Annotated in this window: 10 protein-coding genes; 6 read left to right on the top strand and 4 right to left on the bottom strand. The window is 41.2% G+C overall.

Features of this window, described 5'->3' with window-relative positions:
• The first annotated feature begins 71 nt into the window (after window positions 1-71).
• On the top strand, window positions 72-1,601 hold the full coding sequence (gene gltX, locus DSM08_RS17075) for a glutamate--tRNA ligase (protein ID WP_149527272.1): 1,530 nt from the start codon (window positions 72-74) through the stop codon (window positions 1,599-1,601).
• A gap of 21 nt (window positions 1,602-1,622) precedes the next feature.
• Window positions 1,623-2,492: a sugar phosphate isomerase/epimerase family protein gene (locus tag DSM08_RS17070; protein ID WP_246172331.1), complete on the top strand. Its 870-nt coding sequence runs from the start codon at window positions 1,623-1,625 to the stop codon at window positions 2,490-2,492.
• Window positions 2,493-2,643: 151 nt separating this feature from the next.
• Here DSM08_RS17070 and DSM08_RS17065 read toward each other — a convergent pair whose 3' ends face one another.
• The 3 genes from DSM08_RS17065 to DSM08_RS17055 form a co-directional block, all read right to left on the bottom strand.
• Window positions 2,644-3,177, bottom strand: coding sequence for a hypothetical protein (locus tag DSM08_RS17065; protein ID WP_149527271.1), 534 nt, complete (start codon window positions 3,175-3,177; stop codon window positions 2,644-2,646).
• Entirely contained in the window at window positions 3,162-3,599 is a 438-nt protein-coding gene (locus DSM08_RS17060; RefSeq protein WP_187773899.1) for a T6SS effector amidase Tae4 family protein, read from the bottom strand. Before DSM08_RS17060 ends, DSM08_RS17065 begins: the two co-directional genes overlap by 16 nt.
• Window positions 3,600-4,396: 797 nt before the next feature.
• Entirely contained in the window at window positions 4,397-7,276 is a 2,880-nt protein-coding gene (locus DSM08_RS17055) for a DEAD/DEAH box helicase (RefSeq protein ID WP_149527269.1), read from the bottom strand.
• A gap of 338 nt (window positions 7,277-7,614) precedes the next feature.
• Here DSM08_RS17055 and DSM08_RS17050 point away from each other — a divergent pair, with 338 nt between their 5' ends.
• The 4 genes from DSM08_RS17050 to DSM08_RS17035 are packed head-to-tail and all read left to right on the top strand — an operon-like array spanning window position 7,615 to window position 14,181.
• The gene (locus tag DSM08_RS17050) at window positions 7,615-10,794 is read left to right on the top strand and encodes a SusC/RagA family TonB-linked outer membrane protein (RefSeq protein WP_149527268.1); all 3,180 of its coding nucleotides are present in this window, start codon (window positions 7,615-7,617) and stop codon (window positions 10,792-10,794) included.
• 10 nt (window positions 10,795-10,804) lie between these two features.
• Window positions 10,805-12,382, top strand: coding sequence for a RagB/SusD family nutrient uptake outer membrane protein (locus DSM08_RS17045; protein WP_149527267.1), 1,578 nt, complete (start codon window positions 10,805-10,807; stop codon window positions 12,380-12,382).
• A gap of 16 nt (window positions 12,383-12,398) precedes the next feature.
• Window positions 12,399-13,112, top strand: a complete 714-nt coding sequence (locus DSM08_RS17040) for a hypothetical protein (protein ID WP_149527266.1) — start codon at window positions 12,399-12,401, stop codon at window positions 13,110-13,112.
• 7 nt (window positions 13,113-13,119) lie between these two features.
• Window positions 13,120-14,181, top strand: coding sequence for a DUF5007 domain-containing protein (locus tag DSM08_RS17035; RefSeq protein WP_149527265.1), 1,062 nt, complete (start codon window positions 13,120-13,122; stop codon window positions 14,179-14,181).
• A 69-nt stretch (window positions 14,182-14,250) separates the two neighbouring features.
• Here DSM08_RS17035 and dapF read toward each other — a convergent pair whose 3' ends face one another.
• Entirely contained in the window at window positions 14,251-15,036 is a 786-nt protein-coding gene (gene dapF / locus DSM08_RS17030) for a diaminopimelate epimerase (protein WP_149527264.1), read from the bottom strand.
• Window positions 15,037-15,196: the final 160 nt, after the last annotated feature.

Here is a 15,196-nt window from a genome sequence, read left to right as displayed (position 1 = left end):
TATTGTCAGCAAATTAATGATTTTCCAATAGCTTCAACAAACAAAATAAAGAAATGCTTAATTTTGCGGTTATGAGTTCACAAAACAAAGTAAGGGTTCGTTTCGCGCCAAGTCCTACAGGCGGGTTACATTTAGGCGGTGTCAGAACCGCATTGTTCAACTACCTTTTTGCAAAACATCATAACGGCGATTTTATCCTTCGTATCGAGGATACCGATCAGACGCGTTTTGTACCAGGTGCTGAAGAATATATCAAAGAATGTTTAACATGGTGCGGATTAACACCAGATGAAAGCCCTTGGAATGAAGGAGCTTTCGGGCCTTACCGTCAAAGTGAGCGCAAGCCTTCTTACCGTCAATTTGCGGAAGAATTAGTAAAGAATGGAAATGCATATTATGCATTTGACACAGCAGAAGAATTAGACGAGCAGCGTAAGCTGCAACCAAACTTCCGCTATGCGCATGATAACCGCATGGATCTTCGTAACTCTTTAAGCTTAGGCGAAGAGGAAACACAACGTTTATTAGCAGCAGGAACGCCGCATACGATCCGTATCAAGATGCCGGAAGATGAAGTCGTTTCTTTTGATGATATGATACGTGGACGTGTAAGTTTTGAAACAAAATTAGTCGACGATAAAGTGCTTTTGAAAGCTGACGGCATGCCAACTTACCATTTGGCGGTTGTCGTGGATGATAAAGCCATGGAAATATCCCATGTCTTCCGTGGTGAAGAATGGTTGCCTTCTGCACCGGTACACCTATTATTGTGGGAGTATTTGGGTTGGAAGAATGAGATGCCGCAATGGGCACACATGCCGCTTATCCTGAAACCTGACGGAAAAGGTAAGCTGAGCAAGCGCGATGGCGATCGCTTAGGCTTCCCGGTGTATGCGATGAACTGGACCGATCCGAAGACTGGTGAACTGACTGTTGGTTACCGTGAGCGTGGTTTCTTACCGGAGTCTTTCATCAATTTATTAGCGATGCTGGGCTGGAACGACGGAACAGAGCAAGAGATCTTTACGATGGAAGAGCTGATTAATAAGTTCTCCGTTGAGCGCATCAGCAAAGCCGGAGCGAAATTCGATTTCGAAAAAGCAAAGTGGTTCAACCAAGAATGGATAAAAATTACCGATAACAGCGAACTTCTGCCACAGGTGAAAGCGATCATGGCGAAGCATGAGCTAAATACAGACGGGATAGATGATAATTTTATCAATTCTATCTTGGATTTAGTTAAAGAAAGACTAACTTACGTTGAAGATTTTTGGGAGCAAGCCTCTTTCTTCTTCCAAAAGCCTGCACAATACGACGTTGATGCCGTTAAACCGAAATGGAACACTGACAAAACAGCCTTCTTCAAACAAATCGCGACAGACTTTGCAGAACAGCCCATTTGGGAAGCAGCAAGTCTAGAGTCATTCTTTAAAGGAAAGATTGCAGATTCAGGAATGAAGATCGGCGAGTTGATGATGCCTTTCCGTATTATGTTAGTTGGTGGTAAGTTTGGCCCCGACGTATTCAAGATTGCAGAGCTTTTAGGAAAAAAGGAAGTGATTGCGCGCATAGCGTCGGCATTGCCTCATTTTGAAGCATAACAATCAACTAAACGAATACGAATGAATTTATTTAAGAAGTTACTCTTCGGATGTGCTGCATCGGCTATGTTGCTGGCAACATCCTGCGCAACCAATGGAAAAGCGCAACAAGGCAACACACAACAGTCTTTTCCGGAAGAAAAGTTGGGCTGGAAATTAGGCGCACAAGCCTATACCTTCCGTATGTTCTCTTTTGCTGATGCATTGAACAAAATCGATAGCGCCGGCCTGCGTTTTGTGGAGGCCTTCCCAGGGCAAACAATCGGTGCGGGAAGCACCGAGAAGATGACCTATGAACTCTCCAAAGAAGGAAGGGACCTGGTGAAGAAACTTCTTAAAGATAAAAAGATCACATTGCACGCTTATGGTGTCGTAGGAGCCAAAGACGCAGAAGAGTGGGATAAGGTGTTCGCCTTTGCTAAAGATATGGGCGTCAAAGTCATCAACTGTGAACCAAAAGAAGAAATGCTTGGTGTAGTCTCTAATCTGGCAGACAAATACGATATCCTTGTTGGCATCCATAATCACCCAACCCCATCCATATATTGGAACCCTGACGTTGTCTTAAAAGCCTTAGACGGCCGCAGTAAGCGTATGGGCGCAACAGCAGATGTGGGCCACTGGATGCGCTCGGGCTTGAACCCGATCGACTGCCTAAAGAAATTAGAAGGCAGAATCGTACACCTCCACTTCAAAGACCTGAATGAATTCGGCAACAAAAAGGCGCATGATGTGCCTTGGGGAACCGGGAAATTAGGACTGAAGGAAGTGCAAGCCGAATTAAAACGCCAAAACTTTAAAGGGATGTTCTCCGCAGAATACGAATACAACTGGGAGAATAATATGCCAGAGGTAAAAGAAAGTGCACAAAACTTTAGAACAGCCCTGTAAAAGGTAAGTTTAAAATTATATAAGAAGCGCTAGGAGGGATTAAGCACACTTAAAAATTTCCCTTTTAGAATTGACAATTGCTAAATAAGGAGCAGAAAACCGTTGTTGTCTGCTCCTTATTTATTACACAGTCCATCTGATAAACGGATGCTTATCCCGAAATTAAACCATAAATAGAGTCTCTTTTTTCTCTAGGAAGTTTCTGCCACTTTTTATATTCTTCCTTTGCCAGACTATCCAAAAGCTCGCTAGTATAAAAGTTTAGTGCTTTCAGTAGTACCCTTTTTCCAGGATGTGGTCTGAAAGCTGTACTGACAACTATAGAATCTTGTATGATATCGTCATATTCTTTTTTCATATGACTTTCAATGTTTTGGAAACTTGAACTATAAATATCTCCATAATAAGGTTCAAAATGTGAAACATCAGCCACTTCAAACAGCTCATGTAAAAGCTTAGGATCATTTTTATATCCTCGTTTTAGTAATTTATAATATGCTATTTTTTTAAAGTCATCAATCCATTGTTCTTTAGTTAATATTGCTTCCATCTCATCAAAGAAAGATTTGCCGATTTCGGATGACGTTTCTGGAATATTACTTGTCTGCTTCTTTTTGCTTTTACATTCAACAAAAAGTAAACATATTATCAATGACAAATAACCTAGTTTTAGTGTAACTCCCATAATGTTATATGTTTAATATAAGGAAAATTAAAATAATATTCGGTATAAGGTGGATTGGTGAAAATTCCAGCATGTCCACTTGCTCCAAAATTAAGAGGAGCTGGCCTTTGAGGAATCATAATGTAAATGCCTTCTTTGCCTAATAACTTGTTTTTAAACCCATCCCCATTTGCATTTGCTCTATCAGCATTTGTTAGATCGGTTCTATTACCATGATAGAATTCTTCCATCATCCAGACATGAAGTTCGCTTGCACGTATAGAAAAGTAAGCCTCTTTACCATTAATGTCTTTACCCCTAAAGGTTACATCCGGTATGTGAGGAATATTAATTCCTGATTTGTTAAGAGCAAGAGAAACTCTTAAAGCACATGCATTTCTCCAGTTTTCACCTCTTCCTCTTTTTTCTGCATTTGATTTCATATTTAGAATATCTCCACCTACTAAGAAATATACAGACCCTGCAGACATTTCAGAAGTTCGGTCTGCATTTTTTGGATAATTATTTTTAAAACTATTCAGAGTGGGTCATTTCTTTAAGACTTATTAAATAATTTAGGCTTTTTCAGTGTCCTTGAGAAATTCTAGCGTTTTTTTGTGATGCTACTATACTGCAATTAGTCAATACCCTACTTTACCCAATGTATACCCCTTTCATACCCGCTCTGAATTGGGTTTGAAAGGGTTATACATTGGGTTTGAAAGGGCTTTAGAAGGGGAGTGTCTAAAAGGAGGCTTTTAGATGTTAGCTTGTTTTGAAACAGGAAAGAAAGGAAAGGTTGTTTTGAATACCACCAAAGGAAGGATGCAAGGATTGGCAAGATCGGGTATTGCGACATATAGAATGATGGGTTGTATTTTTTTAATAGGAGACGTTTAGTGAAACGTCTCTACGCGATTCGTCACGAATACCGCCTATATAGTTCAAAATTGTATAGAAGCCAATTGGATGCCAATGCATAGATACGTTTCACTAAACGTCTCTTTTAATGCACGATGCCCATACCCTCATTAAAAACTATGCAAGATCCTGCTCATCCTTTTATCCTTCCTTTCCTGGTTCAAGACAACGCTATCCTTCCTTCAAAACAAACTTTCCTTACTAAACCAAAAGTTCAAAACAAAACATCCCTCCACCGTTGGATGAACCACAAAAAGAAAGGCGCCTAATCGGCGCCCTGCTCTAAAATCTAATGTCTAATATCTTATATCTAAATAAGCTAACTAAAAAGCTCACTAATATCTTCTTTGCTCAGTGATTTTACGAAGCTTTCTTCGGTGGTAATCAGGGAGCTTGCTAGCGATTTTTTCATGCCTTGGAGGGCGAGGATTTTTTCTTCGATGCTGTCTTTGCTGATGAATTTATAGATAAATACATTTTTCACTTGGCCGATGCGGTGGCTACGGTCGATGGCTTGTTGTTCGACGGCAGGGTTCCACCAGGGGTCGAGGATAAAGACGTAGTCGGCTTCGGTGAGGTTGAGTCCGACACCGCCGGCCTTTATTGATATAAGGAAGACTTGGATGTCTTCATTTTCTTTAAATGCTTTAACGGCAGCGTTTCGGTCTGACGTCGATCCGTCAAGGTAGGCATAGCGAATCTTTTCCTTATCGAAGTGGTCGCGGAATAGCTGTAAGTGTTTTACGAACTGGGAGAAGATCAAGACCTTGTTTCCTTCTTTAATAATGGACTCCATGAGTTCGATGGCAGCGTCAAATTTACCGGATCCGCCGTCGTATCCTTGGTCGATCATAGAAGGGTGGTTCGCAAGCTGTCGAAGCTTCGTCAATCCTTGAAGCAAGGCTATTTGCGATGCTTTTCCGGAGAAGGCTCCGTCGAGCAATGCGTTTCTGTATTCCGATTTTACGCGTTCGTAATATTCAAGCTGTTCGTCCGACATGCTACAATAGAATATCTGTTCCGATTTTGGCGGAAGTTCTGTTGCTACTTGCGATTTTGTACGTCGGAGCACGAAGGGCTTGATAATGGCTTGCAACCGACGTGCTTTCTCCTCATCCTTTTTCTTTTCTATAGCTTGCACAAACTCTTTCTGGAAATAGATGAAGGAGCCTAGTAAACCCGGATTGGCAAAGTGCATTTGCGACCAGATATCTAATACGCTATTTTCAATAGGCGTACCGCTGAGGGCGAGCTTATGCTTGCTTTTGAGCTGTTTTATCGAGCTGAAGGATTTAGAACGCGGATTCTTGATGTTCTGACTTTCATCCAGGATAATATAGTTGAAGAAGAATCCGGAAAGAAGTTCCTCATCGATTCGGGCAATCCCGTAAGTGGTGATGATCAGGTCGAAATGGCTGAAAGCGAAGTTGTCTTTGCTGCGGCTGCCACCAGTATGCAGATGTACGCGCAAGTTGGGTACAAAGCGTTCGGCTTCCTTTTGCCAGTTGAAAATTAGGGAGGTTGGGACAATCAATAAAGAGGTCTTGGCATCCTTGGGGCCGAGCAGTTCCTTTTGATGCTGTAACAGGGCAAGAGTCTGTACGGTCTTTCCTAAACCCATATCGTCGGCAAGGAGTCCGCCGAATCGATACTCTTGAAGGAAATGGAACCAGTTGTAACCAGCCTTTTGATAAGGGCGCAATGAACCTTTGAACTTCTTAGGCGCTTCGATATCGGCTATCTCATCAAATTCGCCCAGCTTATTCAACTTTCGCTGCATCGTGACCTCTGTATGTTCGCTGACATCATTTAAGAGACCGATATGTACGCGGTTAAGGCGGATTTCATCCTTCTTGGATGAAAACTGAAACAGGTGTTCATATTGTGAGAACCACTCTTGCGGGATAATTGCAATCTCGCCGTTTGGCAACTCAAACTCTTGTTGTTTATTGATGATATGTTGTCGAAGGGAGGTAAATGGGATCTCGTAGGGGCCAAAGCGCACGATGGCTTTGACATCGAACCAATCATTTTCTTCGGCAATTTCTATACTGATACTAGTCTTGCCAATCAGGAAGCGCTTTTCCTTATGGCTTTGTGTGATGTGAAAACCTTCTTGTTCAAGCTCTGCTAAATGCTCATTCACCCATTCTATCGCTGATGGATTAAAACCTAGCCCGATATCTTTTGGTTTGAAAGTACTAAAGAGCGCATCAGCCTTCTGTAGTCCCATTTGTTCTAACAGGGCTTCTCTTTTTTCTTCCCATGCCGTGGAGCGCTTAATTCGATAGAATTTATGGCTATCCGTTTCAGGCTGATGGACATATTTTACGGTGATGGCATGATTTCCTCCTGCCGGAAAGGTATAGTCGCCATATTGAAAATAGAGCTGCAGTTGTGCTTCGCCCTCGGGGCTATATATGATTCGCAATTCGGGGCTTGCATTTTCTTTATAGGTGATAATGTCCAAGCCTTCCGCGTAGACATGATGCTTTTCGATAAGCCCGGTCACAAAAGTTTCAAAGTACTTCTTTTCGGTGTTGCGCGGAATAGATATAAATCGCTTATTCAGAAAGGGAGTCAACTTTTTCCCTTCCAGCTCTTCGTCGAAATGATACAAAGTATTATCCAAAAGTAGCCAAGCCTGCTGGTTCACGATGACTTCGGCATCCTTATACATAAACTCCATACGATGTCCGTCGTATTTTAAGGTCGGGAAATATCGCGTTTCGTTGTCGTTGCGTCGGAAATGGAAGAGAATGGAGGTTGTCTTTGGCGCTATCTGTAATTCTTGTTCTGCCGGATAACCATCTTTGCTCATCAGGAATAAGGGTTTATCGCCTACCTGATTTAAGAAGCTGAGCATACGTTGCTCTATTTTGGGCCGGATATAATCGTAAATGTTTTGATCGAATATTTTGCTGAAGTAATCTGCCGGTCGGATTGCTTTTTTATGGAACTGCTTGATGATATGGGTTTGTTCAATTTCATCTAGTAGTTTGATCAGTTTATGGTCTAGATCATCCAGCGCTGCTGCAAATTCATCGACGGTATTGCTGAATACCCGTTTATACGATAGGGAATAGGAACCATTTTGATTCAAATGAACAATGTGCGGTTCTATGAGAAATCCCAGGTAAGGATGTCTTCCCAATGAATAAACTAAACGATATGGCAATGAAGTAGTTCCTTGCTGCATGCTGGATATTGTACGCTAGAAAAAGCTACTAATATACATCAAATATTAGGTTGGGTAAAAATGTATTGGGTTAATTTAATGTTATATCCCCAATAGCAATTTATTTTTCTAAGGAATGCACTGTTAGTTTTCATGAATTATTAACCAATAAAAACAACTTTGTTACAATTTTAGGAAAATTGAGCAATCGATTGCTTTGATTAAAAAAGTTTTTCGCAAACGTTTGCGAACAGCGTAGCGATATTCTGACAGCGTTTTTTTGATTGTAATTCTTGTTTGCCTACTTAATTTTATCGTCAGAATTATTAACAAAACCTTAACATTTAACAAGCCTTTTTATGATTCAAGATTTACGCAGATCTTTTCTGGAGTTTAAAGGGATTTTTGTCGCCTTTTTGCTCATCTTATGTTGCAGTTTCGCTGCCATAGGACAAATTAAAGTTACGGGTGTTGTATCAGATCAGAACGGTGCTTTAACAGGCGTTTCTATTCGTCTGAAAAAAGGTAACAAATCTTTAGTTGCTACCGATAATAACGGTGCTTTTGAAGTAAATGTTGCTGGCAACGACGTTCTTATTTTTGATCTAGTGGGTTATCAACGCAAGGAAGTTCCTGTGGAAAACCGCACTAGAATTAATGTAACGATGGAGGAGTCTTCTAACGTCTTAGAGGAAACGATCGTTACGGGTTATACGACGATTGACCGTAGAAAAACTACAGGTTCTATTTCCAGTGTGACGGCGAAGGATATCGAAAACCTTCCTGCAGCGAGTATTGACGTTTTGCTTCAAGGTAAACTGCCGGGGGTAAACGTTCAGAACTTTACCGGTATGCCTGGGGTAAAGACCTCCTTAGTTATACGTGGTAATTCAACGATCCCACGCTCGAGTAGCCAGTTTGATTCGGAAAACATTACGAGCAATCCGCTTTATGTAATTGATGGGGTGCCGATTGCTGATGATGAAGTTCGTGCTTACAACGTAACGGGAACCAACTTCTTATCGAGCTTGAACCCGAACGATATCGAATCGGTCGACGTATTGAAAGATGCATCGGCGGCAGCGCTATACGGAGCGCGCGCGAATAATGGGGTTATCCTTGTAAAAACAAAACGCGGTCGTATAGGAACACCAAGAATTAGCTTGAACGTTTACCAGGGCTACATCACGAAGCCCGAGAAGCTAAATACGTTGCTAGGTGTTGCTGAGCGCAATCAAAAGCTTGCGCTCTTATACCACTATGGTACCTATGCACAACAAGGTAACTTACCGATCATGTTGACGGATAGTTTAAATCCAGCATTCAACGGAAATACAGACTATCAGGAGCTATTTTTCCGTCCGGGAGGAATCCAAAACTACGACCTTTCGGTATCTGGCGGTACAGAAAATATCAACTACCGTATTTCCGGTGGTTTATACAATGAAAAAGGGGTGGTTATCAATACTGGATTTAAACGCTACTCATTTACCAGTAATGTGAATTTCAACTTTACAAAGAATTTAGAGTTGTTGACAAACTTCAAAGTGTCGACGATGAATAGAAAGGAGGGTAGAGGAACTACACAATATATCCGGGAGGGATCTTATAGAAATGTCTACGGCATTAACCCAATCGATATGTATTCATCGCTTTACCAACTCTCTGATGAAACATTAGATGGGATATTGAACCCTTACGAGCATCAACGTAATGAGAATATTAACCTTGATTTAACAGGCGTAGGAGAATTGCGCTATAGCTTCTTAAATGATTTTCGCCTCAGTACGCGTAGCATTATCAACTATTCGACGGCAAAGAACGACTTCTTCTCACCATCTTATATGAACGATGACGGTTTGGCTGCTGGTAAATCGACTTCAACACAATACAGAAAATATTTATTGACCAACAACTTGTTGTGGACGAAGACTTTAGGGGAGGTTCATAATTTTACGGCCAACTTGATCCATGAATTTGAAACACGTACGAATAACGGTATGTACCTTTTGGGGTCAGGCATTCCTAATGATAATATTCAAGTGATCAAGGGTATCAAAACAGGTGGTTTAGCGGGCTATACTGATCTTTCTACCTACTCTAAGCTTTCATTCTTGGGGGCTGTTCACTACGATTATGATAACCGCTATTTATTGGATGCGGTTTGGAGAAAAGATGCTTCTTCTCGTTTCGGGAAAAACAACAAATGGGGAAATTTCCCTTCATTGGCTTTAGGCTGGATTATTTCGAATGAGGAATTCGCTTCGCAAGCAGGCTGGATCAACGAGTTGAAGTTGAGAGGTAGCTGGGGTATCACCGGTGATGAGTCAAGTATTACGGATTATGACCGCTACAATGCATACTTAGCGGGCGAGGCATCTTACCCAGGTTCAGGCACCGTCCCTACCTATGGGGGCCAAACTGCAGTTATCCCGAATTATGCGGGTATCACGAACGATAACATCACATGGCAAGAAACAGCTACTTGGAACTTAGGTTTGGATGGTAGTTTATTCAGCAATCGCTTATTCTTCAACATTGATGCCTATACACGCGAAACATCGGGTCAGATGTTGAGTATTACTATTCCAGAATATACGGGTTACTTAAGCACGTTTACCAATGCAGCATCCGTACGCAATAGCGGTGTGGAACTGAACGTTGGTGGTCGTGCAATCTACAAAGAAGATGGATTCCAATGGACACCATCGATCAACTTAGCATTTAACAAGAATATGGTAACTGCATTGCCAAATGGCAATCGTGATATCTATTATGGTGAGGCCGTTTACGTGGTTGGTAAGCCTTTGAATATGTACTATGGTTTCTTAGTGGATGGAGCGATTAGCTCGGAAAGTAACTTGATTAGCAATCCTTACACAGGAGCGGTTGGAAGTACTAAGTGGGGTACTTTGAAGCCGGGTTATGCAAATTGGGTGGATGTGAATGGGGATTATAAAATCTCTGATGCAATTGGAGAGGATGACCGTACCTTCTTTGGCGATCCAAACCCGAAAGTAGTAGGTGGTTTTACCAACTTGTTTAGCTACAAAGATTTCTCGGTACAAATCCTGACCACATTCACGTTTGGCAGAGACATCATGAACCAATCCTTCGCTCGACGTATGTCTAACAGCTTCTTCTATGGAAATCCTTTCGACTTAGCTAGACGTTCAATCGGCGATATGGAGCAATATAGCTATTGGAAGCAAGACGGTGATGTGGCACAATATCCTGCATTTAACCCTTATTTAGCTCTTTATACCTGGAGAACCGGACAATCCATGTTCATGGAGCCGGGATGGTATATCCGTATTAAAAACGTGAATCTTACTTACCGTTTTAATCCTTCAAAACATGAATGGATGCAACGCGCGAAATTAAATACGCTTCGTTTATACGGTTCAATGGACAACGTGTTGATGATACAGAAATTCTCAGGAATTGACGCCGAGCGCGTAGATGGACGTGGATATGATATGGCAGATGGCTATCCATTGCCTTCGAAATTCACATTAGGTATTCAGTTTGATTTTTAAGGGAGAAATAATGAAAACAAGAAATATAATACGATCAATTGCAGGTATCTGTTTGCTAGCAACGAGCAGCATGTTCGTTTCCTGCGAGAAAGAACTTGAGAACGTTTTAAAAAACGATACATACGGTAATGTGTACTGGAAAAATGCGGGTGATGTTGAAGGGGCGTTGAATGGTGCTTATGGACTTTTCCGTAATGCAATTAATACCAATCAAGCATTCTTCATTTGGGGTGATGCGCCGATTGGTAAGTTTGTGACCAACGACGGAACAAACCATTCGGAGATTTTCAATAGCGGTAGTTTTGTGACCCCATATCGTGAAACAGGCGTCCATAATTGGACCAATTGGTATAGAATTATCGATGTCGCGAATTTGGTCATTACAAAGACACCGGAAATTCCGGATGCGAGTTTTGCACAAGGTCAAAAGAACTATTTATTGGGCCAGGCCTATTATATGCGTGCCTTGGCTTATTTCTACATGACCAGAGTTTGGGGCGATTTACCGTTGCAGACCAAGCCTACGCAAACGGCTGATGATGCTGAACAAAAAGGAGCAAATCCAAGCGATGAGATTTTAAAATTGGTAGTTTCGGATGCACAGAAGGCCTCTTCCTTGATGACCTGGGCGTCTGTAGACGAGTCGGGAAGAAGAAGAGGGAACAAAGGCGCAGCCTTGGCATTATTGGCACATGCAACGGCTTTCCAGAATGACTATGCAAAGACCTTGGTTTATGCTGATTCTGTGATCAATCAAACGGCAAACTACTCACTATTGCCAGGAGGAAATGTACGTGATGTGTTTAAAAATGCAACAGCTAGAGAGAATATATTTGTCATTACTCAGAAAGACAGCGAAATAGAATCTTCTGGGTATAACCCAGATGTTGTAGGCGTCTTCTCAGCGAACTTAACTTTTACAACGACAAGTAATTTAACATATCCTGGATTCCCCTACGCTGTTCCTAATTACTATGTGGATCAATCTCGACTAAGCCGCTTGTATAGCGATGCCGCAGATTTACGTCGTGATGATTTCTTTGTAAAATTTGATGATGGTCCCGTTACGGTTGATAACAGTGCGATTACGGCTCGTTACGCGATGCGTAAATACAGCAATTTCGTATTTAAAAATTCGACGGGTCTAGGAAACTTGCGTGCCGAAAGCAATATTGTGATTTTTCGTCTAGCAGATTTGATTCTGTTAAAATCTGAAGCCCTTCTTAATTTGAAGCGTTCTGGGGAAGCACGAGATGCCCTAAACCAAATTAAATTGCGCGCGGGTATTAGTCAAGCTAGCACTGCAATGGATGATCGTAGCTTATATACCGAAATTCTTATGGAAAGACAACGTGAATTGATCGGTGAGGGACATAATTATTTTGACCTTGTTCGTAATATTTGGAAGAAGAAGAGCGAAGCAGAATTTCCTTTTAGCTCATCTTCGTTAATCTATTGGAGTTTAGCACGTGGAGCAAATGGTTCTGATCGTTTGGCCTTGAAGGGTTTTTACTTCCCTATTCACAATAGTAACTTGAATTCGAATAAAGATCTGACGCAGATTCCTTATTGGATGGGTAAATATTAATCTAAAAAAGAAAGAAATGAAAAATATAAATATGTTGTTTATTATCCCGTTTGTAGCGATGCTTTTCTTCTCTTGTAAGAAAGACAGTGTTATCGACGGTGGAGTAAGTAGTCCTAAGGTTAACATGACGACCTATGATTATTTGAAATCACATCCTCGTGGGCTGTTTGATACTTTATTGATGATTATCGACAAAGGCGAGATGAAAGATTTGATCAATAGCAAGGGAACTATGTTTGCTCCAACAAATTATAGCATCAAGAACTTTCTGAGCTTACGTCAAGCGCAGGTAAGAGCAGTCGACGAACGTAAAAACTACACTTTGGACACTTTGTTCAAATACTTTACGCCGAAGATGTTGCGTGATTCGATGTCTGTTTATTTATTCCCTGAAACAATCGTAAGGGATGGTTTGGATGCGAATGGGAAAGAATTTGCTAGCAAATTAGACAATTACAAATTCTTGATTTCCTTGGAGCCACACACTAACGACGATTATAATGCTGGTGGTTTGATTCCGGAGCGTCCTAAGTTTCTGTACTATACGCGTATCATCGGGGAACGTGATGTCCTTGTCGCTGGGCAGATTAAAGATCCTTCGGGTAATGCGATCTTGCTAGATCAGAAGTTTATCTGTCAAACGAGCGGCATAGAAACGACAACTGGAGTACTTCATGTATTGACGAACAACCACACATGGCTTAGAGGTTTAAGGTTAAATATTAATTAAGACGACGATGAAAAGAATATATAAAGCGGCTTTATCTTGCGTTTTGCTTGCTATGCTGGTTTTAGCCGGTTGTAAGAAGGTGGATGTAGGATACTTGAGCGATAACATCCGTTATGGGTCTAACCCTGTTGTTGCGGAGCGTGGGGTTTTTAAAATAGTTACGGGTATTATTCCGGACAACTCAACTCCACCATTTAAGATTACCGTTCTCGATGTTCGAAATAAGGCAACGGGACAACGTGAAGAATCCTTCTTCAAACCTTCGGAAATTACGGTTTGGAAGGAGAAGTATGATCCGAAGACGGATACGACCTTAGCATTGATTGATGCGAAGCGCACAAAAGAGATGCGCCTTCCTTTACAAGTAATTGAGAAGAGCGGCCAATTGATGTTTACTCAAGCGACCGAGGGTGTTCCTGTTGGTGAGTATTTATTGGATTTGAAGATTGAGAATCCGAATGGTACGAAAGAATATAAAGGTATTACAACAATAAAAATCAATGATCCTTTATTGTATGAGCATGTTAATGCACCATATTTCATTCTTGTAGATCCTAAGGATGGTTCGAGCAAACGTTATCCTCATGATGTGGATTGGTTCGATATTTCGAAACAACAGAGTGCGAACATGACCTTTAAGGTTACTAGAGATGCAAATGGCCCGAACCAGGTTATTCTGAAAGTATATGATAAGAATGGTGCGGTATTCCCTGGAAAAGCTTTAGAACGTAGACCTAATGGTGATTCGTTCTTAAATACGATGGCAACTTTTGCGTATAAGACAACCGTAACGGAGACTTCTGTTATCCATGATTATGCACAGGCTCGTTTCCCTGATGTGTATTGGGATTCTCAACCGAATAATATCTTATGTTATTATCGTATCTACGATAAGTACATTGAATCTGTTGACTATGTAGACACCTGGGATCCACCGTATAAGATTACTTATCAGACAGATCCTAAATCATACATCCTTCAGATGAGATTTGGAATGAAGTTTAATTTGCCAGGAACTTATTTAGTTGAAATGCATTTAACAGCGACTAAGAAGGCTGGAGTAAACTAAAAGAGCTTGTTTAAATAAAATTAGACCATTGGTCTAGGAAAATGGGGGAGAGATCCCCCATTTGTATTTTTATAGGGTAATACTTCCTTTGAAAACCTGAATTGCCGGTCCTGTTAAGAACACCTTGCTGAAGGAATTGCCTGCTTTATGAAATGAGACGTAGAGCTGTCCTCCTAATACCCGAATTGGGATATTGAAATCACCATCCCTCCCTTCTTTCAAAGCTACGCTCATGGCCGAAGCAACGGCTCCTGTGCCGCAAGCATAAGTTTCATCCTCTACTCCGCGTTCGAAAGTACGCACGAAATACCCTTCGCCTTCTTTCTCAATAAAATTGACATTGATGCCCTTCTCTGCATAGGTCGCATTATTACGGATTGCATACCCCTCTTTGAACATGTTGATCTGGTTCAGGTTGTCTACAAACTGAACGTAGTGTGGCGAGCCTGTGTTGAGCACATAAGCCTCGCCATCCATTTGGTACTCAGTCACGGGAATCATTCCTAGATTGACTTGGTTGTCATGAATCTCTGCTTCATGCGGCCCATCTACTGCCAAAAAGGCAGTGTTTGTTTGGATGATGTCGAGATCTCGTGCAAAGGCTACTAAGCAACGGCCTCCATTGCCGCACATGGTGCCCTCTCTACCATCAGCATTGTAATAAAGCATTTCAAAGTCGAAATTTTTTGTATCTTGAAGCAGCATCAGGCCGTCGCCCCCAATACCAAAACGACGATCACATAGTTGTTTTATCAAATCGTTGTCAGCGGCATTAAAAGCGAGATTTCGGTTATCAATTAAGACAAAGTCATTCCCGGCACCTTGATATTTATAAAATTTGATTTCTTTGTTCATTGGGGTTGAAAATATGCGGTAATTTTAATATTCTTGTTACAATTCGAGCTCTATTTGTTAAAAGCTGTTAAATCTCGGATTTTAAACCTTTTTGTTAACATTTTTTAACTGACAAAAGCTATTTGTTAAAATCTAATGGTATTACATTTGAACTAAGCAA

The organism is Sphingobacterium hotanense, assembly GCF_008274825.1.
In the GTDB taxonomy this organism is placed as follows: Bacteria; Bacteroidota; Bacteroidia; order Sphingobacteriales; family Sphingobacteriaceae; genus Sphingobacterium; species Sphingobacterium hotanense.
Note: the sequence above shows the minus strand (reverse complement) of the source record. Positions and strands in the feature narration are given on the sequence as shown.